Here is a 24,616-nt window from a genome sequence, read left to right as displayed (position 1 = left end):
GAATTCGCGCCTAACCGGACTCACTGATGCGGTGTACCGCGTGGCCACCGAACTGGTTGCGCAGCGCCGACACCGCCTTCATCGTGGGGGAGTCCTCTTGTCTCGAGGCGAACCGGGCGAACAACGATGCCGCGATCACCGGCATCGGAACCCGGTGGCTGATCGCCTCCTCCACGGTCCAGCGGCCTTCCCCGGAATCCTCGGTGTACCCGCTGATGGCGGCGAAGCCCGGATCCTCCTTGAGAGCCTTGGCCAGCAGCTGCTGCAGCCAGGACCGCACCACGGTGCCATTGGTCCAGGCCTGGATGACGGCCTGGGGGTCGGTGATGAGCTCCTCCGCCGCGAGCAGTTCGTAGCCTTCGGCGTAGGCGTGCATCAGGCCGTACTCGATACCGTTGTGCACCATCTTGGCGTAGTGACCGGCACCGACCGGGCCGGCATGGACGAAGCCGTCGGCCAGATCACCTTCGGGACGCAGCGTGTCGAAGATCGGCATGGCTCGAGCCACGTCGGCGTCGCTGCCGCCGACCATCAACCCGTAACCCTCGTGCAAACCCCAGACGCCGCCAGAAACTCCGGCATCGACGAAGTGGATTCCTTTGTCGCCCAACAATTTTGCGTGCGGGCCGTCTTCGGTGTACCTCGAGTTGCCGCCGTCGATCACCAGATCGCCGGGCTCCAGCACATCGGCGAGCGCGGCGATGGTCTCGTGCGTCACCGTGCCCGAGGGCACCATCACCCAGACCACCCGCGGCGCCCCGAGCGCGGTGGCGAGATCGGCCAGGCTGGCGACGTCACTCACTTCCGGCCGCGGGTCGTATCCCACGACCTCATGGCCACCGGCACGCAGGCGCTCGCGCATGTTGAAGCCCATCTTGCCCAGGCCGATCAACCCCAGTTGCATGTGCGCCCTCTCTCGCCCGCGCCGGTCAGCCCGGAAGGCGGACCGGCATCAACAGGTAGACGTAATCGGTCTTGGCGGCCGGGAACGGACCCGAACCACCACCGGTACCACCATCCTCGCCCGTGGGCCGCAACACTGCGGGCCGGCTCGGCGTGGTGAAACCGAAAGTCACGCGGTCCGAATGCAACGAGCTCAACCCGTCGGTCAGGTATGTGGGGTTGAACGCGATGGTCAGCGGATCCCCGGCGAACTCCACCGGCAGGTCTTCCTCGGCCCGGCCCACGTCGTCGGCGCCGGCCGACAGCCGCAGCACGTCGTCGCCGAATTCCATGCGGATCTGCGCACCCCGATCGGCCACCAGCGCCACACGCTTGATCGCCTCGGTGAGCTCGGCCACTCCGATGGTTGCCACCGCGGTGTGTTCGGACGGCAGCAGCTGACGGAACTTCGGGAACTCCGCGTCGAGCAGGCGCGTGGTGCTGCGCTTGCCGTTACTGCGGATACCGAGCAGACCGTCCTTGCCGACGGAGTCCCCGGAGCCCAACGACAGGTGCACCTGGTTGCCGTCGGTGCCGGCCTTGGCCGCCTCGGCCAGTGTCTTCGCCGGCACCAGCACGGCCGCTTCGACGTCGGTGGCGCTGGTTTCCCAGGTCAGCTCACGCACGGCCAGCCGGAAGCGGTCGGTCGCGGCCAAAACCACTGATTCACCGGAGATCTCGACCCGGATACCGGTCAGCATGGGCAGGGTGTCGTCACGGCCCGCGGCGACGGCCACCTGGCCGATGGCCTCGGCGAACAGATCCGACGACACCACGCCGGTCTCTTCGGGCAGGGTCGGCAACGCGGGGTAATCCTCGACCGCCAGGGTCGGCAGGGAGAACCGGGCACTGCCACAGGTCAAGGCCACCCGGGTGCCGTCGACGCTGAGCTCGACCGGCTTGGCCGGCAGCGCCTTGGTGATGTCGGACAACAACCGCCCCGACACCAAAACGCTTCCAGGAGAAGCGATTTCAGCACTGACACGCACCTCGGCGGAAACTTCGTAATCGAAGCCGGAGATGGTCAGGCCGTCATCGGTGCCGGTCAGCAGGACGCCGGCCAGCACCGGGATGGTGGGCCGGGTCGGCAGATTGCGGGCCACCCAGGCCACCGCGTCCGCGAAGTCCTCACGCACCACGCGGAACTTCAAGTCGGTCAGCCCAGCCGTCGTCGTCGCCACGTGCTATGCGCCCCTTCGATGATCCCCATTACAAGCTCTACCTGCGTCTTCCGAAAACCGCACCACGCAGCATGACGCTGAATGACAAAGCTGGAAACCGCTGTCGATGAACCACCGTAGAGCTTTCCGCATCAACTTGAAAGCTAATCGATCGGGGTGACATGGGGGACTGGCTCGTGCTCTGGGACCCCGATCGGACGTACGGTCCGTCCTGTGTCCCCAACACCCTTCTTCTAGAGAGAATTCTTAGAAGATATTTGAGTAACAGTATTAGGGGCTGTGAAAACTGGGGATGAACGGGTGTTTGCCCAGCACCGTCGGTGTGTCGCAATGTGAGTCCGCTGTGGAGACCGGTGGATGGACCGGCGCTCGAGTGTGGACAGATGCGGGCGTGTGGATGATTTTGTCATTCATCCCGTGGTTTGCCCGCAGGTTGTGCACAGCAGTATCCACAGCGGTCGGCTGTGACTTGTGGTACGTAATGGGGCGAAAGTTGTTACAAGATTTTTCGCCGGACGGCCCCGAAGAGACCACGATGTGAGACGCCGAAGACGGCATGAGGGCAGCATCGAACCCCGGCCGGGGTGTCGTCTCGAGGGGGGAACAGTGAGATACAGCGCGGCTCAGCGCTTGGCGCGCTGGCGGATCCGCGTGGTGAGTTCCTTCACGTGGTCGAAAACCTCGCGCCGCTCGGCCATCTCGCCGCGGATCTTCTTCTCCGCATACATGACCGTCGTGTGATCACGTCCGAACGCCTGGCCGATCTTGGGCAGGGACAGATCGGTGAGCTCGCGACACAGGTACATGGCGATCTGCCGGGACTGCGCCAGGGCCCGGGTCTTACCGGGGCCTCGCAGCTCCTCCACCGTGGTCTCGAAGTACTCGGCGGTGGCGGCCATGATGGCGGCCGTACTGATCTGCATGGTGGTGGCGTCGGCGATGAGATCGCGCAACACGACCTCGGCCAGTGCCTTGTCGATCCGGGTCTTGTTGAGCGAGGCGAAGGCCGTGACGCGGATCAGCGCACCCTCGAGCTCACGGATGTTGCGCTCGATGCTGCTGGCGATGAGCTCGAGCACGTCGTCGGGAACGTCGAGCCGATCCATCTGCGCCTTCTTGCGCAGGATGGCGATGCGGGTTTCCAGTTCGGGCGGCTGAACGTCGGTGATCAGGCCCCACTCGAAACGGGTCCGCAGCCGGTCCTCGAGGGTCGCCAGCTGCTTGGGCGGGCGATCCGAGGAGATGACGATCTGCTTGTTCGCGTTGTGCAGTGTGTTGAAGGTATGGAAGAACTCTTCCTGGATACCTTCCTTGCCCTCGATGAACTGGATGTCGTCGACCAGCAGGATGTCGATGTCGCGGTAACTCCGCTTGAACGAGGCCTTGCGGTCGTCGCGCAGCGAGTTGATGAAGTCGTTGGTGAATTCCTCTGTGGAGACGTACTTCACGCGCATGCCGGGGAAGAGACGTTGGGCATAGTTCCCGGCCGCGTGCAGCAGATGCGTCTTGCCGAGGCCGGACTCGCCCCAGATGAACAACGGGTTGTACGCCCGGGCGGGTGCCTCGGCGATGGCCAGGGTCGCGGCGTGGGCGAAGCGGTTCGACGCACCGATGACGAAGGTGTCGAAGGTGTAGCGCCGGTTGAGGTTGACCGCGTTGTCGTCGCTGACGGTCGAGTCACGCTGCGGGCTGCTGAAGTACGTCGGCCAGCTTTCTTCGGCGCTGACCTTGGCGGCCCGGTCGTCGTCGATCTCGTCCACGTCGGCAGCAGGCGCACTCGAGGCGCCCTCCGGTTCGGCGGAGCCCCGGGAATCGGCAGGCGTCTCCGCGGCGGAATCCTGTGGTTCCTCGGATGGGGTGGCGATGCGCACACCGAGTTCGACGCGCTGGCCCAGTTTGCGACTGAGCGCGTTGATGATGGGCTCGCGCAGATGACGCTCGATCTCGTTCTGGACGAACGTGGTGGGGACCGACAGCAGAGCAAACCCCTCGGCGATCACGAGTGGTTCGACCAGCTTGAGCCAGGCCCTTTGCTGAGGAGTCAGCTGGGGGGCGGCGGTGTCTCCGGAGAGACCGGACTCTGGGTCGCGGTCACCGTTGAGTTCGGCTACGACGCTGTTCCAGACGGCGACGAATGGTGGGTCGGGGTCCGCTGTCAACGACCGTTTCCCCCTTTGAGGTGCTTCGAGGTCGACCCGGTGACGACCAAAAAGAACGATGACGAACTGTCCACATATTTATCCACAGCTTGTGGAGAAAGGACAGTCGTCGTCGCTCTGTTGTCTGTTGTGTGAGAGCGTCGTGCCGGGTTCGTCACATGCTGTGAGGCTTGCGGCGGAGCGACGTCCTCATCTTATTGTCCGGGGCCGGTCCAGGCTCGGAACGGCATTGCCAGAAGCTAACAGTTTTCTCTCGATGTGCCAACAGTTCTGCAACATCGAATGCCGACGATGTAGGCGCATCGGCGCAGGTTTGACCGAGGGAAATCTCATCAGTACCCTCGAGCAGTCGCCCGCACGTGGCGGTACGGCTGCGCCCGGGAGGTTTCCGGAGAGCGCGCCGGTTAGTAAAGCACGACGGACGAGCTTAAACCGAGCTTGCACGGTGACCGTGTTCTCGACGACATGTTGTCGTCGGTGAGCGCGGTCGCCAAATGGAACAAGGAGAGATTGACGTGGCCAAGGGCAAGCGGACCTTCCAGCCCAACAACCGCCGCCGTGCGCGCGTGCATGGGTTCCGGCTGCGGATGCGCACTCGCGCCGGCCGCGCCATCGTCGCCAACCGTCGTAGCAAGGGCCGTCGCGCACTCACTGCGTGATTCGACGCAGGATCTAGCGCGGTGCTTCCGGCTCGATACCGGATGAGGCGGTCCGCGGAGTTCAGTGCCACCGTCAGTCGTGGCGTGCGTGCAGTACAACCTGACGTTGTCGTACACGCGCTACACGAAGGGACGGACGCTACCGGCCCGCGGGTCGGTCTGATCGTGTCCAAAGCCGTCGGGAACGCCGTGGAACGTCACCGGGTGTCCCGGCGGCTGCGTCATGCCGCCCGCACCGTGATACCCAAACTGGATGCCACGGACCTCGTGGTGATCCGGGCGCGGGCCGGCAGCAGTCAAGCGCCGTCACCGCGGTTGGAGCAGCAGTTGCAACGCGCTCTCGAGCGCCTTGAGGCTCGGCGCAGGACGTCACCATGATTCGCAGAGCGGGTGTCGGTGCTGCCCGCGGCGCGATCTTCCTGATTCAGCTCTACCGTCACACCATTTCTCCGCTTCGACTGCCGTCGTGTCGATTCATGCCGACCTGCAGCCAGTACGCGGTCGATGCCCTCACCGAATACGGCTTGTTCCGCGGCGGGTGGCTGACGTTGATCCGACTGTTGAAATGCGGACCCTGGCACCCCGGTGGATGGGATCCCATCCCGGACCGGTGCCCACATGATCACGAGTCGAAGATGTCTGATGAGACCGTGTCTGGCGATATAGCCGCCGAAAACCTTGTCTGGGAGACCCCAGCGAAGCGAGGGGAGAGCAAGTCGCGTGTTTAATTGGTTCAGCCTGGACATCATTTATTACCCGGTGTCGGCGATCATGTGGGTTTGGTACAAGGCGTTCGCCTTCGTGCTCGGCCCCGAGAATTTCTTCGCCTGGGCGCTGTCGGTGATGTTCCTGGTGTTCACCCTGCGCGCGATCCTCTACAAGCCCTTCGTCAAGCAGATCCGCACCACGCGGCAGATGCAGGAACTGCAGCCGCAGATCAAGGCGCTGCAGAAGAAGTACGGCAAGGATCGCCAGCGGATGGCGCTGGAGATGCAGAAGCTGCAGCGCGAGCACGGGTTCAACCCGATCCTCGGCTGTCTGCCGATGCTGGCGCAGGTGCCCGTGTTCCTGGGCCTGTACCACGTGCTGATGTCCTTCAACCGGACGCAGACCGGCATCGGCCGGCTGGGGCTGTCGGTGGAGGAGAACCGCAGCCTGGCGAACTATGTTTTCAGCGCGACCGACGTGGGCCACTTCCTCGACGCGAACCTGTTCGGTGCACCGCTCGGCGCGACGATGGTCCAGCAGCACGGGCTCGAGGCGTTCACGGAATTCAACCGGCTGTCGGTCGTCCTGGTCGGCGTCCCGATCATGATCCTCGCCGGCATCGCCACGCACTTCAACAGCCGGGCCTCGGTGGCCCGCCAGAGCGTGGAGGCGGCCGCCAACCCGCAGACCGCGATGATGAACAAGCTGGCGCTGTACGTGTTCCCACTCGGTGTGGTGGTCGGTGGCCCGTTCCTGCCGCTCGCCGTGATCATCTACTGGTTGTCCAACAACATCTGGACTTACGGACAGCAGCACTACGTGTTCGGGATGATCGAGAAGGAAGAAGAAGCCAAGAAGGCCGAGGCGCTGGAACGGCGCTCTGCGAACGCGCCCGCCCCTGGCGCCAAGCCCAACCGGGCCAAGAAGGCCGACGCTGCGAGCCCGGCCGAGATCACCGAGTCTGCGGCCCAGGACGAGACGAGCGCCGCGCAGACCGACGAGCAGAAGAACACGGCAAGCGGATCGGGAGGGTCGAGCGTGAACCGCACACCCAAGCCCGGTGCGCGCCCCAAGAAGCGGAAACGGTGACCAGTTCTCACACTGGCTACAAGTAGGGAGAAGACGGATATGACGGACGCACAGACGACCGAGCCGGACGCCGAGCTGGAGGAGGGCACCGCGCCCGCGCCGAAGAGCGAGGACGACCTGGAGGAGCGACTGGTCGCCGAAGGCGAGATCGCCGGCGACTATCTCGAGGAGCTGCTCGACCTGCTGGACTTCGACGGGGACATCGACCTCGACGTCGAGGGGGACCGGGCCGTGGTGAGCATCGACGGCGGTGGCGATCTGAGCAAGCTGGTCGGTCGCAAGGGTGAGGTGCTCGACGCCCTCCAGGAGCTGACCCGCCTGGCCGTGCATCAGAAGACCGGCGAGCGCAGCCGGCTGATGCTGGACATCGCACGGTGGCGGCGTCGCCGTCGTGACGAGCTGGCGGCACTGGGCGATAAGGTGGCCCGTCGCGTGCTGGAGTCGGGCGAGCGCGAGGAGCTGGCTCCGATGACTCCGTTCGAGCGGAAGATCGTTCACGACGCGGTCGCCGCGGTCGAGGGTGTCCGCAGCGAGAGCGAGGGTGTGGAGCCGTCGCGCCGCGTCGTCGTTCTGCTTGGCTGAGTTTTAGTTACAAAGGTGTAGTTCGTTTGCGGCGACGGTGCCGTAGGGAGTGCGGAGGATGTTTCACGTGAAACATGGACCGGTCCCCGCGGCACCGGACGCCGCGGCGGGGGTCTTCGGAGATCGGCTGGAGACCGCCGAGCGGTACGCGGCAATTCTGGCCGGTGCCGGTGTCGAGTGGGGTCTGATCGGTCCGCGGGAAGTGGACCGGCTCTGGGATCGACACATTCTCAACAGCTCAGCTCTCGGAGAGCTTCTCGCTCCCGATGAGCGCGTCGCCGACATCGGCAGCGGCGCCGGCCTCCCGGGTATCCCGTTGGCGATGGCGCGCCCCGATATCCATGTCACGTTGATTGAGCCCCTCCTGCGTCGCAGCGAGTTTCTGCGCGAGGCGGTCGATGAGTTGGGCCTCGACGTGACGGTGGTCCGCGGACGGGCCGAAGACTCTGAGGTACGCAAATCTGTCGGCGAGTTGGATGTGGTGACTTCGCGTGCGGTCGCCTCGCTGGACAAGTTGACGCGCTGGAGCATGCCGCTGCTGCGTGTCGACGGAAGGATGCTCGCCCTCAAGGGCGAGCGCGCTGAGGCTGAGATAGAAGAGCATCGGCGTGTGATGGCTTCCCTGGGTGCAGTCGATGCCAGGGTGGTGAAATGTGGCGTGAACTATTTGAACCCGCCCGTAACCGTCGTCGCCGTGCGGCGCGTAGCGGTGAGACCGGGCAGCCGGTCGACGGGCAGAGCCTCCGGGTCGCGGGGGAGATCGGGCAGGAGATGAGGATGGGTTCTGATCGGCAGGCAGCCGCAGGCGCGGATGCTACGCCCGCCGTTTCACGTGAAACGGTTTCACGTGAAACGTGGAACAGCTCCGGCGGCACCGCGTGGTCCACGGACGCCAGCATGGACACCCCGATAGCGGCGGAGGCGGAGCAGGCGACGCGCGTGCTCCATACCTCCCACGGGCAGCTTCCCCGACCGGCACGCCAGCGCGTGTTCACGATCGCGAATCAGAAGGGCGGCGTCGGCAAGACCACCACCGCCGTGAACGTCGCCGCCGCGCTGGCCCTGCAAGGACTGCGGACGTTGGTGATCGACCTCGATCCGCAGGGCAACGCCAGCACGGCACTGGGCATCGAGCACCGCCCCGGCACGCCGTCGTCCTATGAGGTCCTCATCGGTGACATCCCGGTGGAGGAGGCGCTGCAGCAGAGCCCGCACAGCGACCGCTTGTTCTGCATTCCCGCCACGATCGATCTGGCAGGCGCCGAGATCGAGTTGGTCAGCATGGTGGCCCGCGAGGGGCGGCTGCGGTCGGCGCTCGCCGCCCTGGCGAACCACAACTTCGACTACGTGTTCATCGACTGCCCGCCGTCCCTGGGCCTGCTGACCATCAACGCGTTGGTGGCCGCGCCCGAGGTACTCATCCCGATCCAGTGCGAGTACTACGCGCTGGAAGGTGTGGGGCAGCTGCTGCGCAACATCGAGATGGTGAAGGCGCATCTCAATCCGGAACTGTCGGTCTCCACGGTGATACTGACGATGTACGACGGGCGGACCAAGCTGGCGGATCAGGTCGCCGAGGATGTGCGCGAGCACTTCGGGGACAAGGTGTTGCGCACGGTCATCCCGCGGAGCGTGAAGGTATCCGAAGCCCCCGGCTACGGGATGACGATCCTCGATTACGATCCGGGATCTCGCGGTGCGTTGAGCTATCTCGACGCCAGCCGCGAGATCGCAGAGCGTGGGGCTCCGCCCCGCGGGCAGTAAACACGCGCAGTAGATCAGCAACCAGACAACAGCAGACAGCGGACGGCAGCAATGAGCAGGAGACGACCATGAATCAGCCGGCACGGAAGCGGAGTGGCCTGGGCAGGGGATTGGCAGCCCTCATTCCGACCGGTCCCGCTGAGGACGGCACCGACGCGCTGAGCCCCAGGATCGGTGCCACCGCGGCCGACGTTCTGCTCGGTCCGTCAGCGACGTCGGGTGACGGGGGACCACCGGCAGCGGTCACGACACCCGCCGCGCACGATGGGGACGATCCGGTCCTCGCCGGCGATGTCGGTGCCACCTACCGGGAGATCGATCCCAGCCTGATCCAGCCGAACCCGCGCCAGCCGCGCCAGGTGTTCGACGAAGAGGCGCTCAACGAGTTGGTGCACTCCATCCGTGAGTTCGGATTGATGCAGCCGATCGTCGTCCGTGCTGTCGAGGAGAACGGCGAGCGACGCTATCAACTGGTGATGGGGGAGCGGCGTTGGCGCGCGGCCCAGCAGGCCGGCCTGGAAGCCATCCCCGCGATCGTCCGGGAGACCGGCGATGACAGCATGCTGCGCGATGCCCTGCTCGAGAACATCCACCGGGTACAGCTCAACCCACTGGAAGAGGCTGCGGCCTACCAACAGCTGCTCGACGAGTTCGAAGTCACCCACGATGAACTGGCCGCCCGGATCGGTCGCTCGCGACCACTGATCTCGAACATGATCCGGCTGCTGCGTCTGCCGATCGCCGTACAGCGCCGGGTGGCGGCGGGCGTGCTGTCCGCGGGTCACGCCCGGGCCCTGCTAGCCCTCGAAGGGGGAGCGGAGAAGCAGGAGGAGCTGGCCGCCCGGATCGTCGCCGAAGGCATGTCGGTGCGCGCCACCGAGGAAGCCGTGACCCTGGCCAATCGCGAGGGCAACACCGCACCGCCCGCACCGCGGCGCAAGCCCATCCAGATGCCCGGCCTCCAGGATGTTGCTGAACGGCTCTCGTCAGCCTTCGATACCCGGGTGACGGTGAGCCTCGGCAAACGGAAAGGCAAGATTGTGGTCGAGTTCGGGTCGGTCGACGATCTGCAGCGGATTGTCGAGATCATGAGCGCGGAAGAGCACTGAAAACCCACGACCGAGGACACCAGGTTGTTCCGTCACTGTGACACAACAGTGATCAGAGCTTGCAGTTGTGAGCACCACATAGCGCAAAGCATCTGTGCGGCATAGCATTTCACTTCGGAGGCGGAGCTCGATGATATTTTCAGGGCGCAGTGGGCCGACTCCGGCGGACTCTCCTATTCTTGAGGGGCAGCCACGCACACAGTGTGAAAGCCAGGGACCTCAGTGACAGCACGAATCACGCCGCTTCGACTCGAGGGCTTCGAGCAGCTGCCCAAGCATGCCCGGCGGTGTGTGTTCTGGGAAGTCGACCCGTCCACGGTGGGTGACGATCACCTCACGGACCCTGAATTCGAAAAAGAAGCCTGGCTCTCGATGGTGATGCTCGAGTGGGGGTCATGCGGTCAGTTGGCGGTGACGGCGCGCCCGGACAGACCGGAAGGGGAGACCGGTGCCGGGCCGGACGCCGGCTCCGATGCCGACGTCGATTTGGCGAAGCGCACCGGTTCAGCTGACTTCGAGGTGCCGGGAGCGGACGACTGGACGCCCCCGGCCGTCATCGACGATCCGTGCCTGGGCTTCGCGTTCTATGCACCTCCGGGTGCGGTACCTCGAGCTCGGCTGTTCCCGACTGCTCCGGTGAGTGCCGACGCGATTCTGTTGACCACGGTCGGGGTGGAGTGCGCCGACGATCGCGAACTGCTGTCGCAGAGCCTGCTTGCCGCGGTGGTCAACGACCTGGTGCGCCGCGGCGTTCGGGCACTGGAAGCGTTTGGCTACACCGCGGCCGTGACCGAAATGGCCGACTGCGGAAAGCTTCCCGACGAGTTGGCCCCGGTGGTGGCGGTGCTGGGGGACTGTTCGGTTGACGAGTGCATGCTGACCTCCGATTTCCTGGAGGACGTCGGTTTCACGGTGGTGGCGCCGCACCCGTACTTCCCGCGGCTGCGCCTGGAACTCGACAAGGGACTCGGCTGGAAGGCCGAGGTCGAAGCCGCGCTTGAACGCCTGCTCGAGAACGCCCGGATCGAAGTGCCCATCGGCGCGGGGATGTCATCGGCCGGCTTCGGAGCTGAAAGCGCTGTCCGACAGCAAGGTTGAGGATCGCGGTGGCAGCGATCCGGCCACTCGTGGCCACGGAACGGACGCCCGGACACCGGCTGACCGGGCTGAAGTCATAGCCTGTTGCTCATGCCAGCGGTAGGGCGGTACGCCAAGGGTGAGGCCAAGCGCGCGGAAATCAAGGTGGCCGCACTCGCGGTGCTGGAACGCGATGGCGAGGCCGGTGCCTCGATGCGGGCGATCGCGAAGGAAGCCGGGATCAGCCTGGCGGGCCTGATGCACTACTTCCCGACCCGTGACCTCCTACTCACCGAGATCCAGCGCGACGGCGACGCGAAATTCGAAGAGTGGTACCGGAATTCTGGCGACGATACCGATCCGGGGGAGGCGTTGGCGCTGGCCATGGTCGACAAGGCGAGCAAGCCCGGGTCGGGGACGGTCTATCTGTCGTTGGCGGCCGCTGCTGCGATCGACCCGGCGCATCCGGCCGCAGAGTACCTTCGCGGCCGCTACGACTGGATGCGCAGTGTCATCGCTGATCATGTCGCTCGGCGACAGGCGGAAGGAACGGTGCCACCGCATGTTGACGCGGAATTCGCCGCCGCCGCACTGATTTCCGCAGCCGATGGCATCCAGATCCAGTGGATGTCGGATCCCTCGATCGATATGGGTGCCCACGTCCGGAAGGTGTGGCAGAGACTGCTTGCCTGACGGGCCGCACCAATAAAACCGTGCAGTGTATGGTTTTGGCATGCAGTGGAACAAGGTGGTGTTGGCGTCGGCACTCGTCGTCGCGATGGGCATGTCCGGATGCGGTACCCGGCACGAGCAGGCCGACAAAGCGTCGGGGTGGGACCGCAACTTCTACTGGGGCACCGCCACCGCCGGCTACCAGGTGGAGGGCGCCGCGCCCGACAGCAACTGGCGCCGGTACGTCGACCGGACAGCGGGCAAGCCGGCCGGACCCGGGTCCGACCCGCTGACGGACGGCGAGGTCGAGCCGTACCAGCAGGCCGACGACTTCCGGCACCGCTATCAGGAGGACATCGCCAACGCACATGCCATGGGTGTCAACACCTTCCGGTTCGGGCTGGAATGGGCGCGGGTGATGCCCGAACCGGGCAAGTGGGACGAGAAGGAGCTGGCCTACTACGACGACGTGGTTGCAACTCTTCGCGAGAACGGCATGACGCCGATGATCACGCTGATGCACTGGGTCTACCCCGGATGGGTCGCCGACCGTGGCGGGTTCATGAACAACGTGGACGCGTTCGAGGAGTTCGCCACCGCGATCACCAAACGCTATGCGGGGCAAGGTGTGCTGTGGGTCAGCATCAATGAACCGCTGGCCTTCGGGGCGATGGAGGTGCGGACAGGCGCCGTCCAGCCCGACGAATTCGAAACGTTCCTCGACCGGGTGGCCGACGCGCACCGTGCCGTCTACCGTGCGGCGCACGACGCCGATCCCGACGCCAAGGTCACCACCAACGAGGCGTACCTTCCGCCGGAGGTGTTGGCGCAGTTCGCCGGACTGGGCGTCAAGGGTATCGACACATCGTTCTTCGACCGGGTCGACGACAGCCTCGACTACCTCGGATTCGACTACTACACCGGGACGGCGCAGGACAATCCGGCTTCCGGCCAGAGCCTGGCCGCCCGCTGGAACATCAAACTGCAGCCCGAGGACATCTACTACGTGGCGCGCCACTACGCCCAGCAGTATCCGGGCCTACCCATCTATGTCGTCGAGAACGGGATGGTCACCGACAACGGCAAGCCCCGATCCGATGGAGTGACGCGGTCGCAGCACCTCTCCGACACGGTCTTCTGGCTGCAGCGGGCCAAGGCCGACGGGATCCCGATCGTCGGCTACAACTACTGGTCGCTACTCGACAACTACGAATGGGGAAGCTACCGGCCACGTTTCGGCCTGTACACCGTAGACGCGCTGGGCGATCCGGCGCTGAAGCGCGTGCCCACCGATGCGGTAGCGACCTACACGCAGATCACTCGTGACGGAGGTACCGCGCCGGGATACCGGCCGGTGCTCCCCACAGCCCACTGCTCGACGACCGTCGGGGAGGACAGCTGTGCACCGCTCGATCCCAACGGGCCTCTCGCCGAGTTACGGTGATTCCCAGCTCGATTGGCGCTCACGCGCTCACGCTTGATTGGCGCTCACGCGCCGCGGCCCGCCTGTTGCTCGACCGACAACTCATGCGCCAACAACTCGGCGAACGTGAAAGTTCCTGTGGGGCGGTCGTTCTTGCCCAGCAGGTACAGCCGCTTGACCGCGGCCAGGATGCCCTCGGCGATGGCGTCGCGGGTCTGGGTGGACAACAGCAGCCCGCGGTCATGCGGATTTGTGATGTACCCGATGTCGACCTGGACGGTGGGCATCCGGGTCAGACGCAACAGATCCCAGGTCCGGGCGTGTGATCGGCAATCGCGAAGACCGGTGCGGGCCACCACTTCTCGTTGAATGAAGTCGGAAAGATTGCGGCCGATGGTGGACACCGAACCATGGGAGTTGCCGAAGTGGAAGGAGGCCACCCCGTTGGCAGCGGGGGAGCATTGGCTCTCACACCGCAGGCTGATCATCAGATCGGCGCCGACCCGGTTGGCGGTGGCGGCCCGTTCGGGATCCAAGGGACTACGGTTGGCCGGCCGGGAGATGAAGGTCTCCATGCCGATCGCGGTCATCCGGCCTTCCAGCCGACTTGCCAAGTCCCACAAGATGTCTGCTTCGCTGATCGGTCCGTCCGGCCCGTTCATGATCATGCCGTGGTCGGCACCGCCGCGGCCCGGGTCGATGATGACGTGCTTACCCGACAGCTGAGGACCGGAGCGGCGCACCAGCTCCTCTTCGCGGATTGCGTGCGGCGACCCGCCGGTAACCCGGGAGCCGAGGAAATACAACGAGCGCAACGTTTCCGGTCCGCAGATACCGTCGGGGTAGAGCCCGTACTCGCGCTGATAAGAAGACAACGCGTTGTGGGTCTGCAGGCCGAAATGGCCGTCCACCATTCCGGTGTAGAAGCCGAGGTCCTGCAAGCGGGCCTGCAGGGTCGCCACGTCGTCGCCGTACATGGGCGCACCGAACTGGTGGGTCAGGGTGCGTGCACCGAGCCGGTAGGAGGCCTCGCGCAGGGCGCGATACGTGGCCTCCCCGACGATTCCGTCGACCAGCAAGCCGCGGCGCTGCTGAAACGCCCGGACGGCGCTGTCGAGCTCGTCATCGAACGCGTCGAGCGCAACATGCCTACCGGTGCTCAAATCGGCGTCCGGATTGTCGATCAGGCCTAATGCGGCCAACGCTGCCCGGATCTCGGTGACTGCTCCGCCACGGTCACCGCGACGCAGACTCGACATTCGGCCCCTCCATGCTGGTCTCCGGCCGTCTGCCGGACTAGCTAGCCAGCATTGTCTCAGATTTCGGCCACATACCGGAAAACGCCAGGCGTATCCGGGGTGTGAGTGAGGTCAGAGCGCGTCGGCGAGTTCCCGCAGCAGTGCGGCCTTGCCCTTGGCGCCGACGATCCGCTTGACCGGCTGGCCGTCCTTGAACAGGATCAGCGTCGGGATCGACACCACCTGGAAGTCGCGGGCGGTGGCGGGGTTGGCGTCGACGTCGATCTTGGCGACCCGCAGTTCGCCGGCCTTCTCGCCGGCGATCTCCTCGAGCACCGGGGCGACCATCTTGCACGGCCCGCACCAGGTGGCCCAGAAATCCACCAGCACTGGGGTGCTGCTGGTCAGGACGTCGGTGGAGAACGAATCGTCGGTGACGGTTACTGTCGCGCTGTCCGCACTCATGGAACTCTCCTGTCAGGTCGAAATCGGTTGGTGATCAGTCGTTTTCGGCGAGCCAACGCTCGGTGTCGATTGCCGCCGAACAGCCGCTGCCCGCAGCGGTGATGGCCTGGCGGTAGGTGTGGTCGACAAGGTCGCCCGCGGCGAACACGCCGTCGAGCGTGGTGGCGGTGGTGCGGCCGATGACCTTCACGTAGCCCTCGTCATCGAGATCGATCTGCCCGCGCACCAGTTCCGAGCGCGGGTCGTGACCGATCGCGACGAACACGCCGGTGACCTCGAGCTTGGACTCCTCACCGGTGACCGTGTCGCGAAGCCGAACACCGGTCACCTTCGGATCGCCCTCGATCTGGGTGATCTCGGTGTTGGTGAGGAAGGTGATCTTCTCGTTGGCGCGGGCCCGCTCCAGCATGATCTTGGAGGCACGGAACTCGTCGCGCCGGTGGATCAGCGTCACCGACCGGGCGAACCGGGTGAGGAACGTCGCTTCCTCCATCGCCGAATCGCCGCCGCCGACCACGATGATGTCCTCGTCGCGGAAGAAGAACCCGTCGCAAGTGGCGCAGGTGCTCACACCCATGCCGGTCAGGGCTTCCTCACCGGGAACGCCCAGATGCCGCGCCGCGGCACCCATCGCCAGGATCACCGACCGGGCCTGGTGGGTTTCGTCGCCGACGGTGACCGATTTCACCGGGCCGGTGAGGTCGACGGCGTCTACGTCTTCCATGCGCAGATCCGCGCCGAAGCGCAGCGCCTGCTCGCGCATCTCGTCCATCAGCTCGGGGCCGGTGATGCCCTCGCGGAATCCCGGGTAGTTCTCCACCTCGGTCGTGGTCATCAGCGCGCCACCGAACTGGGTGCCCTCGAACACCAGCGGCTTGAGCTGGGCGCGGGCGGCGTAGATCGCCGCTGTGTATCCGGCGGGGCCGGAACCGATGATGATGACGTCGTGAACCGTCGCTGAGTTGGACATGTAAGCCTTTCTGCCGTACTCGGCACGGGTTGCAACGTCAGCCTAGGCCGGATGTGTTCCCAGGTGAGTTCGTAGGACAGACTACGGATGCCTCGCCGGGCGTTTGACCACGGTCTGGGCCAGTGACCCGGCATGACCGGCGTCGCAGTCCGCGGCGAGCGCCACGGCAACGACAGATTCGGGTGTGTCGGGTGGATTCGGGGGCATCAGGACCAGCACACCGCGCTGACCGGCTACTTCGACCGGCTGGGCGCCCAGAATCCGGACCCCGGGAGAGTATCCCAGCGCGGTGAGGCAGGCGGTGCGGCGTTTGGCGTCGGCCAGCGGCCCCAGATCAGGAGGCTTGGACAGCAGGCCCAGGATCTGGGCCTCGGACAGGCCGACCGCGGCCCGCGGCGGTGACACCGTGATCTGGCCCAGGCTGACGCGCGCCGAGGGCGCCTCACCTGCCGGGCGGGTCAGTACGACTCCGCCCAGGACCGCGGCCACCACGGCGGCACCGGCTCCGGTCACCGCGGCGATCGACTTCCAGCGTCTCGTGGGCGGGGTTCGCGGGGCCGGTTCGGCCCGCAGCGCCTCGGTCAGCCGGGCGCTGACCTCGGCGGGCACCGGCGGCGCAGACTGCGAATCCGCCCCGAGCTCGCGCAGATCGCGGCGGACCCGATCGAGGGCGGCCAGCGTGTTCCTGGCGTCGGGGCCGGCCAGCGGGTCGGTACGCACGCGCCGGCGCACATCCGCGGCGGTGGTGTCGTCGAGCAGCCCGGCCTGCAGGTCAGCCAGCAGCTCAGCAGGAATCGGGCCGTCCGACGGCACTCGGGGCGTGCTGCCGTTCATCGGCTTCAAAATACTGGAGTAGGCGAGCCAGTTTGTGTCTGGCGCGGGCGCAGCGGCTCTTCACGGTGCCCTCGGCCACCCCGAGCAGCTGTGCGGTCTCGGCCACCGAATAGCCCTGCATGTCGACCGCCACCACCGCGGCGCGCTGTTCGACCGGCAGCTGCATGAGTGCCCGCTCCACCACGATCGCGGTCGCCACCCGCGGCGCCGGGTCACCGGCGGGGTCGTGCACGTGCAGCAGATGACTGAACTCGTGCGAGGACGCGGCGGGCTGGGTGCGCGACCGGCGCACCCGGTCCAGGCAGGCGTTGACCACGATCCGGTACAGCCAGCTGCTGACCGCCGAGTCGTGCCGGAACGATGCCGCGGTGCGGTGTGCCGAAAGCAGGGCTTCCTGCACCGCGTCGTCGGCGTCCTCGTGATGGCGGCTGGTCAGAAAGGCCAGGCGACGCAGCTGCCGGTGATGTCGGTGCACCAGCTCCTCGAACGCGTATCGGTCGCCGGCGACGTGGGCGGCCAGCAGTTCGGCATCAGAACGCGTGACGGTCGCATCTTCCCCGTGCCCCCGCGTCGTCGCCGTCTCCGGCTTGCCGGCTCCCCCGAACCTTCCCACCCGCTGAACTTAAACGCTGTGGGGCACCGGCCTGGACACTTGTTTGCCCAGCGGGTTATATCGCCTGGTCAACGCTCCGGAGCGGCTGTGGATGACGGGTCAGGAGGCCGCTTTGAGGGTGATTTCGGAGATGTCGGTGCGGCTCTTGCCGTCCACGGTGCCCAGCGTCGAGATCCACACCAGCACGTAGGAGGTCGACGACGCCTTGTTCACCGAAATGGTGTTGGAGCCGGGCTTCAGCGGGGTCGGCGGGGCCAGCTCGGTGGTGTCCGACAGTGACGACGGGGTGGCGGACTGGGCCGAGCGGATCTGTACCGAGGTGCCGGTGCTCGTCACGTTGAGGGTGACCGCACCGATCACGGTCGGCTGCGGCAACTGCAGCATCAGGCCGACGCCGTTCTTGAACCCGGGGAACGGGGCCGGATCCGAATAGGTGTCGGTGGACCACGCCGTGCTGGAGTTGCCGTCGATGGCCTGCCCGGCGGTGGCCGGCGAATCGGCTTCGCCTTCGGGCGAGAACACCGTGGCCCGAACGGGTTTCACGGTGCTTCCGGTGGCAGCGTTCGAATTGTCCTGGGATTCTTCGGTGCTCGCCGACGGCGCGTTGAGGCCGAGCTCGTCGCGGTTCAGGCCGCCGCCGACATCGCCGAAGATGCTGTTGAGCACCGAAGCCATCACGATCAGGGCGACCAGGATGATGGCGGCGCCCACGCTGATTCCGATGATCAGGCCTTTGCGGCGCCGGGCCTCGGCGGCTTCGTGTTCCTCGGGCGTCTCATGTGCCCGGACCGGGGCGGCCGGAGCGGGAGTCTCCTCGACCGAGCCCAGCAGCTCGGTGCGGTCGGCGATCGCGGTGGCCTGTTGCAGCAGGTTCAAAAGTGTTGGAGCACTGCGGATCCCACCGCCGGGCTGAACGGCGCGCGCGGCGGCCGCCGAGATCTGGAACGGGATGTCCCGGTCGATGGCGCGCGGCTCGACCGGTTGGCCGGCCTGGTCCAATGCGGCCGGCTCCAGCCCGCTGCGCGTGCCGGACTCGGGCAGCGGCCAGCGGTTGACCAGAAGTGCGTAGAGCGCGGCTCCGATGCCGCGGATGTCGTCGTCGGGGGTGGCGTCGGGCATGGTGGCCGGAAACGCCAGTGCCACATCGCCTTCGATGCTGACGCGCACCCGGCTCGGGTGATCGATCGACAGCGCGACGCCGGCGCGGTGGGCCGCCTCGGCGGCAGCGGCCAGCGACTGGATGGCCCGGGCCCCGCCGATCGGGGACGGCGAGGTGTCGGCCACCTCGGCCAGCGACCCGCCGCGGATCCACTCCGAGACGATCAGGCCGCCGGACCCGCTGTGGGCCACGTCGAGCACCCGCGCGATCCCGGGAACGTCGAGACGGCTGAGTTTGAGGGTGCGCGAAAGGATCTCCTGCACCTTGGCATCGGGCATGGTGGCGTCGGGATCGACGAAGGTCAGTGCCACCTGGCGGTCCAGTGCGGTGTCGAGCGCCTGCCAGAACTGCAGGTGCGGTGGACCGCCGTGGAACACGAGCAGGCGGTAGCGCCCCTCGGCGATGGTCGCGCCAGGAATGAGGTGCACGTCGTCTTCGGCGGATTCCAGCGCGGCGTCGTGCGGCGGGGCGAACGAGATGGGCTCACGGGTCGGGTCGCCGCCGAAGTCGGTGAGCGGGCGCGTCGCGCCGTTCGACCGGGCCGCGGCCGGCTCGTCGGCTGCGTCGTCGTCAGCTGGTGTGGCGGCTGCCGGGCCGGCCGGGGGCACGTCGGGCTGGAACTCGTCGGCGGCCGGGCGTGGCAACTTCGTCGTCTCGGTTGTCATCCCGGTACTCGACGTGGAGTCCAGTGCCGGGCCGTCCGCAGATTCGTCGGTCACCGGTGATCCTTTCCACATCCCCGCCCCGGCAACACCTGCCGGACTCCCGCCTCCGGCGGCTGCCGGGCTTGACGGCCACCCAGTGGGAGAAGAATTCCTCTGATCAGGGTACGTGACGGGTGCTGAGGGATGAGGCCCGACGGGCGGCGAAATTGTTTGCACGGCTACCTTTGCGCCCCCCGGCGGCGGAGCGACACGCCCCCGCGCGAGCCGGCGGCGGACCACGGCCAGTGCCGACTGGGCCTCGGGCACGCGCGCCGCGAGCATCACGCCGGCGATGATCGGGACCATGATCACGCCGAGCGCGACCAGGCGCAGCAGTGAACCGGCGGCTCCGGCGCGCTCGGTCAACGAGTCCAGCCCCAGCAGCCGATCCGCGGCGTGGGCCACCAGGCTCGCGACCAACGACGCCGCGATGGTCACCAGGATCGTGCGGATCACCGCGTCGCGCAGCAGCCGCCCGCCGCGCGGACGCAGGTTGGCCTTCAGCAGCACGTAGCCGACCACCGCACCGGCCAAGAAGCCCAGACCGTTGGCCAGGCCCAGGTAGCCGGCCACCATGTTCGGGTTGTCGGTCAGGTGCGGCGCGGCGATCGAGGCGACGATCTTGACGATCGTGATCACGACGATGATGACGATCGGGGTCCACGGCTTCTCCCGCGCGTAGAACACCCGCAGCTGCAGCAGCACCAGCGCGTAGGGGATCAGCGTGAAAGCCGAGAGCGTGATCGCCATCCCGAGGTAACCGGCGTCGGTGGCGCTGAAGTTGCCGTAGGCGAACAGCGCGCTGCCGATCGCCGGTCCGCCGACGGTCATCATCGCCACGATCGGGATCAGCGTCACCATCGTCAGGCGGGTGGCCAGGGACAGATCGTCGAGGACGGCAGGGACGTCATCGGCCGCCGCGTTCCGGCTCAGGCGCGGCATCACCACGGTCAGCACGGTGACGCCGATCATCCCGAACGGCAGCTGCAACACCAGCCAGGTGTAGTTGTAGATCGCCGGTCCGGAGGCGGCCGCCGTGCTGGCGATCTGGTTGCCGACGATCAGGCCGACCTGGCTGATCAGCACGTAGAGCACCATCGCCGAGGCCATGGTGCCGAACTTCTTGAGCCGGTCGTCGATGCCCCACAACGGTCGCAGGCTCACCCGTTCGGCGCGGATCGCCACGAACAGCACGACGGCCTGCACCACCACGCCCAGCGTGGTGCCGACACCGAGGACCACCAATTTCGCCGTGCCGAGCTGGACCGGATCGCTCGACAGCTCGCCGGGCACCAGGACGAAGACGCCCAGCGTCACGATCGCCACCACGTTGTTGAGCACGGGGGCCCAGGCCGGGGGACCGAACACGTTGCGGGTGTTGAGGATCGCGCCGAACACCGACGTCAACCCGTAGAACAAGACCTGCGGCAGCAGCAGGTAGGCGAATGCCACGGTCAGCGGGTTGTTCACCTGCGGATCGTTGCCGAGCATCAGCCGCACCAGCAGCGGCGCGCACAGCACCGACAGCACGGTGGTGACCAGCAGCAGGGTGGTGGCCAGCGTCACCAGCCGCCGGATGAAGGCGGTGCCGCCGTCGGCGTCGTCGCGTTCGGCGCGGGCCAGTACCGGCACGAAGATCGCGGTGAAGGTGGCCTCGAGCACCAGCGCGGCGACCATGTTGGGCAGCTGGTTGGCCACCGAGAACGAACTCGTCAGGGGTCCGCCGAGCAGCGCCATGAGCAGAACGAACCGGAGGAATCCGGTGATGCGGGAGATCAGCGTGGCGAACGCCATGCCCCACGACCGGGACACCACCGCGGCGTCGGACAACTCGGTGCGCCCCGCCGGTCGGGCCGGCCCCGTGGCATGCGGGATCCTCGGCGGGCCGGGTGGGCGGGCCGGGTTCGGGATGGGCGGGCCCGGCTGGCGGGTCCCGGGTTGGTCGGGCGGGATCATCAGGATCGATCCGGGCTGGTTTCGGAGGTCGGCGGGGCGGTCGGCGCCGCGGCGGGCGCGACGCTGTCTCCCGCGTCGGCGTTGAATGCCATGGCGACGTCGAGCGGATCCGGGTGTTCGCCCGGTGGGATGAGGTCGGCACGGTCGGGCTGTCCGCGGAAGCGGTGCCACAACCGGCGCCCGGCGAGCGTCACCAGCACCGCCCCGGCCGACAGCGTGATGAAGAACAGCACCTTGCCGTAGGCGTTGGAATGCACCGACAGCCGCACCGGATCACCGAGGGTGAGGCCGTCGGTGGTCTGCAGGCTGACATCGACGGCCACCCGCTGGGTGAAATGCACTTCGATCGGCACCCGCAACGGCAGGTAGCCCGGTGGCAGCTCGATCTCGCCCATGTCGGTGACGGTCATGCCGGGCGGGGCGTCGACGTGCAGCCGGACGCGCACCGGAACCGGCAGATCGTTGCGCAGCGCCAGCGGCAGCGGACTGCGTTCGGTGGCCAGCGTGTACGCCCCGCCCGGGTTCACGATCGTCACCGCGCCGAACATGTCGTTCACGCTGCGGCTGACGGTCTGCAGCCGCTGCTCGGCCAGCCCGTCCCGGGACTCGGGAGGTACGGATTGGCTCAGTGCCCGCAGCATGTCCTCCCGTAGTGGGGCGGTGTACTGCATGCCGGTCAGGCCGGTGCGCTCGTCGGTGGTCAGCGCGGCGGTCAGCCCCCACAGCCGGCTGATCACGGCCGCGATGCCGCCGTCGATGTTCTCGTCGATGTTGCCGCGCGGGTTGCCAAGGGAATCCGGCGGCGCGGGGGCCACCGGCTCCGGGGGCACGGCATTGCTCTCGGCGATCACCGCGGGCAGCGGGCGCGGTACGGCCAGCCCGGCGTGGATCGTGGTGGCCACCGACGTCAGGATGGCCTGCGCGTCGTCGGCGTCCAGCGACCACACCAGCGGCGGCATCAGGATCTGGGTCCGAGGCTCCTCGGCGGGCGTGAGCCCGCGCCAAAGCAGCGCGCCGAGGGCGTCCTGGCGCCGCGCGGTCTGCGAGTCGTGGCGCACCGGGATCTCCAGCGACGGATCCAGGTAGGACGGTGCCACCGGGTCGGTGCCCGCACCTGCCAGCGCGGCACCGACGGCCGGATCGAATCCCGCGGCCACGACTTCGGGCCGGTACCGCAGCGGCGTGACATCGGCGGTCTCGGGAGCGCCGGTTTCCGAATCCTGGGCGGTGATGTGTGCGGCTGAGATGCTGACCGTCTGGCCCTGCGCGGCCAGGAGATCCAGCGCGGGGCGGGTGAGCGGGCCGTCGCCCAGGAGGCTGGCCCCCCGGACTGAGGCGACGCCGAGAATCTGGTCGACGATGTCGCCGGCACCGTTGGTGGCGATCGCGCTCAGGCCCGGATCACCGACCCGCTGCAGGGCGGTCAGGTCGGCTTGCGCGTAGTTGGTCGGCGCCACGCAGAGCCGCGCTGCGAGGGCACGCAGTCGATTCAGCCACCCGAGCGCGGCTTCCTGACCGGTGCCGGGTCGCGTCGGGGTGCCCGGCCCGGCGTCGGGCCCGTCGTTGACGACGTAGCCGCCGGTCATCGCGTTGACCGTGACCAGCAGGTCGGGGTCGACGGCAAGGCACAGGGTGGCCCGCATCTGGCCGCCGGAGTCGACGGTCGGCCCGGTGGCGAAGTCGGCCGCGGACAGCAAGGTGTCGAGCCGCCCGCCGGGGGCCAGTGAGGCGGCGAGGCTGTCGTCGACGAGGCGCACGGGTGTGGTTCCACCGGGTGCGCCCGGGGCCAGCCGGGGCCGGTCTGCCAGCGGCCAGAGCATGGTCATCCGCACCGGCTGCGACGTGTCCGGGGGCACCACCGAATTGAGGGTGTCGGCCGCCGACATCGAGTCAGGGGTGTCGCCCGCAGGCCGGTCGGGGGGTACGCCGAGCACCGGTAGCAGGAAGCGTGCGTCGTCGAGTTTGGCCGGCGCACCGTAGTCGGGTGTGCCGTTGACGTTGATCAGCACCGGGTAGACGCCGGGTTCGGTGATGTTCAGCGATCCGGCACCTTCGGTGCGCAATGGGTAGGACAGCGTGAACCCCACCGACTGGCCGCGATCCAACTCCGGTGCCAACGTGACGAAGTCGGCCACCGGTTCGAATCGGGCGACGTCCCCGGTCAGGTCGGTGCGCAGCTGACTCGAGGAGGTCACGGCCTTCGCGTGTTCCATCCGGATGTCCACGTCGCGAACCGGCCGGTCGCCGACGTTGAGCACGGCCCCGCTGACCGTCACCACCGATTCGCTGGTGGTGGTGACGACATCGGGGGTGACCCGGTCGATGCGGATCTGGAGGAACGGCAACGCTCCGGGTTCGCTCGCGTGCGCGCGGGGCAGCAGTACGGGGAGCGCGGCGGTGGACCACACCGAGAACAGCAACACCACCGCCACAAGCACCACTGTGTGCGCGAGGAGGGAAACCCCTCGGCGCACCGCCGGGGCCGCGGTCACGGTCCCTGTCCGCATCCGTTCGTGCGCCGGCGGGGCTGGGGTTGCGCAGGGTCGTCGCGGCGGTGATTGCGGGCGTGTGAGTGGGTCTGGGGACGGCGCCGGGGCGCGCTGCGGGGCAGCGGCGGCAGGGAGCCCGGTCCCTCGGTGTGCAGTTTGTCGATGAGTTCCCCGGCCACCTCGGCGAGCTTGCGCTCGTCGGCGTAGGCCAACCGGGAGGGTAGGTCCCGCAGCGGGACCCAGGCGACCTCGGTCACCTCGACGTCGTCGTCGGACAGTTCCCCGCCCTGAAAGCGCAGGAGGTAGTGGTGCACGGTCTTGTGCACCCGGCGGCCCTCGGTGACGAACCAGTAGTCGATGCTGCCGAGCGCGGCCAGCACGTCACCGCGGATACCGGTTTCTTCGGCGACTTCGCGGATCGCGGTCTGCTCGGCCGTCTCGCCGAGCTCGATGTGGCCCTTGGGCAGCGACCACAGCATCCGGCCGCGCCGGTCGACCCGGCCGATCAAGGCCGCCACCTGGGTGTCCTTGGGGCCGTCGATTCCGTCGATGACCAGGCCTCCGGCCGAGGTCTCGTGCACGGTGCGTAGCCGTTCCGGTGGCCGACGCGGCCGCGACTTGTGTTGCTTGGACTGGTCACGAGGGGTCGGCGGGGGATTCGCGGAACCGACGCTCGCTTCGCTGGGGGCGGCGGCATCCGTGCCCTGATCACCCGCGGGCGGCCCGGCCGCCCTTTGTGCACGACGACGGCCACGACGCCGACTGCGGCGCCGTCGTGGTTTGGCCTGTTCGCCGTCCGACACCCAAGCGATAGTAGCTGCCA

At 67.3% G+C, this 24,616-nt stretch carries 22 protein-coding genes; 11 read left to right on the top strand and 11 right to left on the bottom strand.

Annotation, left to right across the window (positions count from 1 at the left end):
• Positions 1-10: 10 nt before the first annotated feature.
• The 3 genes from gnd to dnaA all read right to left on the bottom strand — a co-directional run bounded on the left by gnd (position 11) and on the right by dnaA (position 4,282).
• The gene (gene gnd, locus G6N57_RS06090) at positions 11-904 is read right to left on the bottom strand and encodes a phosphogluconate dehydrogenase (NAD(+)-dependent, decarboxylating) (RefSeq protein WP_077739711.1); all 894 of its coding nucleotides are present in this window, start codon (positions 902-904) and stop codon (positions 11-13) included.
• Positions 905-929: 25 nt separating this feature from the next.
• A complete protein-coding gene (dnaN, locus tag G6N57_RS06085; protein ID WP_036443673.1) occupies positions 930-2,123 on the bottom strand; it encodes a DNA polymerase III subunit beta in 1,194 nt (397 codons plus the stop codon).
• A 623-nt stretch (positions 2,124-2,746) separates the two neighbouring features.
• Positions 2,747-4,282, bottom strand: coding sequence for a chromosomal replication initiator protein DnaA (gene dnaA, locus G6N57_RS06080; protein WP_077739710.1), 1,536 nt, complete (start codon positions 4,280-4,282; stop codon positions 2,747-2,749).
• A gap of 515 nt (positions 4,283-4,797) precedes the next feature.
• On the opposite strand from dnaA, the gene rpmH reads away from it, so the two are divergent.
• From rpmH to G6N57_RS06025, 11 genes are all read left to right on the top strand, one after another.
• Positions 4,798-4,941, top strand: a complete 144-nt coding sequence (gene rpmH, locus G6N57_RS06075; protein WP_003898363.1) for a 50S ribosomal protein L34 — start codon at positions 4,798-4,800, stop codon at positions 4,939-4,941.
• Between the two features lie 21 nt (positions 4,942-4,962).
• On the top strand, positions 4,963-5,319 hold the full coding sequence (gene rnpA, locus G6N57_RS06070) for a ribonuclease P protein component (protein WP_077739709.1): 357 nt from the start codon (positions 4,963-4,965) through the stop codon (positions 5,317-5,319).
• On the top strand, positions 5,316-5,669 hold the full coding sequence (gene yidD / locus G6N57_RS06065) for a membrane protein insertion efficiency factor YidD (protein WP_077739708.1): 354 nt from the start codon (positions 5,316-5,318) through the stop codon (positions 5,667-5,669). The genes rnpA and yidD overlap by 4 nt, the downstream gene beginning before the upstream one ends.
• Positions 5,662-6,738, top strand: coding sequence for a membrane protein insertase YidC (gene yidC / locus G6N57_RS06060; RefSeq protein WP_077739707.1), 1,077 nt, complete (start codon positions 5,662-5,664; stop codon positions 6,736-6,738). The genes yidD and yidC overlap by 8 nt, the downstream gene beginning before the upstream one ends.
• Positions 6,739-6,777: 39 nt before the next feature.
• Positions 6,778-7,320 carry a Jag family protein gene (locus tag G6N57_RS06055; RefSeq protein WP_077739706.1) on the top strand — a complete coding sequence of 181 codons (543 nt, stop codon included), beginning with the start codon at positions 6,778-6,780 and terminating at the stop codon, positions 7,318-7,320.
• A 58-nt stretch (positions 7,321-7,378) separates the two neighbouring features.
• Complete coding sequence (gene rsmG, locus G6N57_RS06050; RefSeq protein WP_077739705.1) at positions 7,379-8,095, top strand: 16S rRNA (guanine(527)-N(7))-methyltransferase RsmG; 717 nt, start codon at positions 7,379-7,381, stop codon at positions 8,093-8,095.
• 2 nt (positions 8,096-8,097) lie between these two features.
• Positions 8,098-9,084 (top strand): ParA family protein, encoded by a 987-nt coding sequence (locus tag G6N57_RS06045; protein ID WP_097926326.1) that lies wholly within the window; start codon positions 8,098-8,100, stop codon positions 9,082-9,084.
• 68 nt (positions 9,085-9,152) lie between these two features.
• Positions 9,153-10,193 (top strand): ParB/RepB/Spo0J family partition protein, encoded by a 1,041-nt coding sequence (locus tag G6N57_RS06040; RefSeq protein ID WP_077739703.1) that lies wholly within the window; start codon positions 9,153-9,155, stop codon positions 10,191-10,193.
• A 222-nt stretch (positions 10,194-10,415) separates the two neighbouring features.
• Entirely contained in the window at positions 10,416-11,291 is an 876-nt protein-coding gene (locus tag G6N57_RS06035; RefSeq protein WP_077739702.1) for an acetyltransferase, read from the top strand.
• 90 nt (positions 11,292-11,381) lie between these two features.
• Complete coding sequence (locus tag G6N57_RS06030) at positions 11,382-11,963, top strand: TetR/AcrR family transcriptional regulator (RefSeq protein WP_077739701.1); 582 nt, start codon at positions 11,382-11,384, stop codon at positions 11,961-11,963.
• A gap of 40 nt (positions 11,964-12,003) precedes the next feature.
• Positions 12,004-13,386: a family 1 glycosylhydrolase gene (locus tag G6N57_RS06025; protein WP_077739700.1), complete on the top strand. Its 1,383-nt coding sequence runs from the start codon at positions 12,004-12,006 to the stop codon at positions 13,384-13,386.
• Between the two features lie 44 nt (positions 13,387-13,430).
• Here the strand turns inward: G6N57_RS06025 and G6N57_RS06020 are convergent, their stop codons facing one another.
• From G6N57_RS06020 to G6N57_RS05985, 8 genes are all read right to left on the bottom strand, one after another.
• Entirely contained in the window at positions 13,431-14,624 is a 1,194-nt protein-coding gene (locus G6N57_RS06020; RefSeq protein ID WP_077739699.1) for an N-acetylmuramoyl-L-alanine amidase, read from the bottom strand.
• 111 nt (positions 14,625-14,735) lie between these two features.
• The gene (gene trxA, locus G6N57_RS06015) at positions 14,736-15,068 is read right to left on the bottom strand and encodes a thioredoxin (protein ID WP_077739698.1); all 333 of its coding nucleotides are present in this window, start codon (positions 15,066-15,068) and stop codon (positions 14,736-14,738) included.
• A 34-nt stretch (positions 15,069-15,102) separates the two neighbouring features.
• Complete coding sequence (gene trxB, locus G6N57_RS06010) at positions 15,103-16,038, bottom strand: thioredoxin-disulfide reductase (RefSeq protein ID WP_036443651.1); 936 nt, start codon at positions 16,036-16,038, stop codon at positions 15,103-15,105.
• 81 nt (positions 16,039-16,119) lie between these two features.
• Complete coding sequence (locus tag G6N57_RS06005) at positions 16,120-16,872, bottom strand: RsmA family anti-sigma factor (protein ID WP_097926327.1); 753 nt, start codon at positions 16,870-16,872, stop codon at positions 16,120-16,122.
• Complete coding sequence (gene sigM / locus G6N57_RS06000; RefSeq protein ID WP_077739696.1) at positions 16,823-17,485, bottom strand: RNA polymerase sigma factor SigM; 663 nt, start codon at positions 17,483-17,485, stop codon at positions 16,823-16,825. The genes G6N57_RS06005 and sigM overlap by 50 nt, the downstream gene beginning before the upstream one ends.
• A 99-nt stretch (positions 17,486-17,584) precedes the next feature.
• On the bottom strand, positions 17,585-21,304 hold the full coding sequence (gene murJ / locus G6N57_RS05995; protein WP_163646612.1) for a murein biosynthesis integral membrane protein MurJ: 3,720 nt from the start codon (positions 21,302-21,304) through the stop codon (positions 17,585-17,587).
• Positions 21,304-23,796, bottom strand: a complete 2,493-nt coding sequence (locus G6N57_RS05990; protein ID WP_220098785.1) for a DUF6049 family protein — start codon at positions 23,794-23,796, stop codon at positions 21,304-21,306. Before G6N57_RS05990 ends, murJ begins: the two co-directional genes overlap by 1 nt.
• Positions 23,793-24,596, bottom strand: coding sequence for an NUDIX hydrolase (locus tag G6N57_RS05985; RefSeq protein WP_077739694.1), 804 nt, complete (start codon positions 24,594-24,596; stop codon positions 23,793-23,795). The genes G6N57_RS05990 and G6N57_RS05985 overlap by 4 nt, the downstream gene beginning before the upstream one ends.
• Between the last annotated feature and the right edge of the window lie 20 nt (positions 24,597-24,616).

Source organism: Mycolicibacterium boenickei (assembly GCF_010731295.1).
GTDB classification, from domain to species: domain Bacteria; phylum Actinomycetota; class Actinomycetes; order Mycobacteriales; family Mycobacteriaceae; genus Mycobacterium; species Mycobacterium boenickei.
The sequence above is the reverse complement of the archived record's forward strand: the minus strand, read 5'-3'. Positions and strand labels throughout refer to the sequence as shown.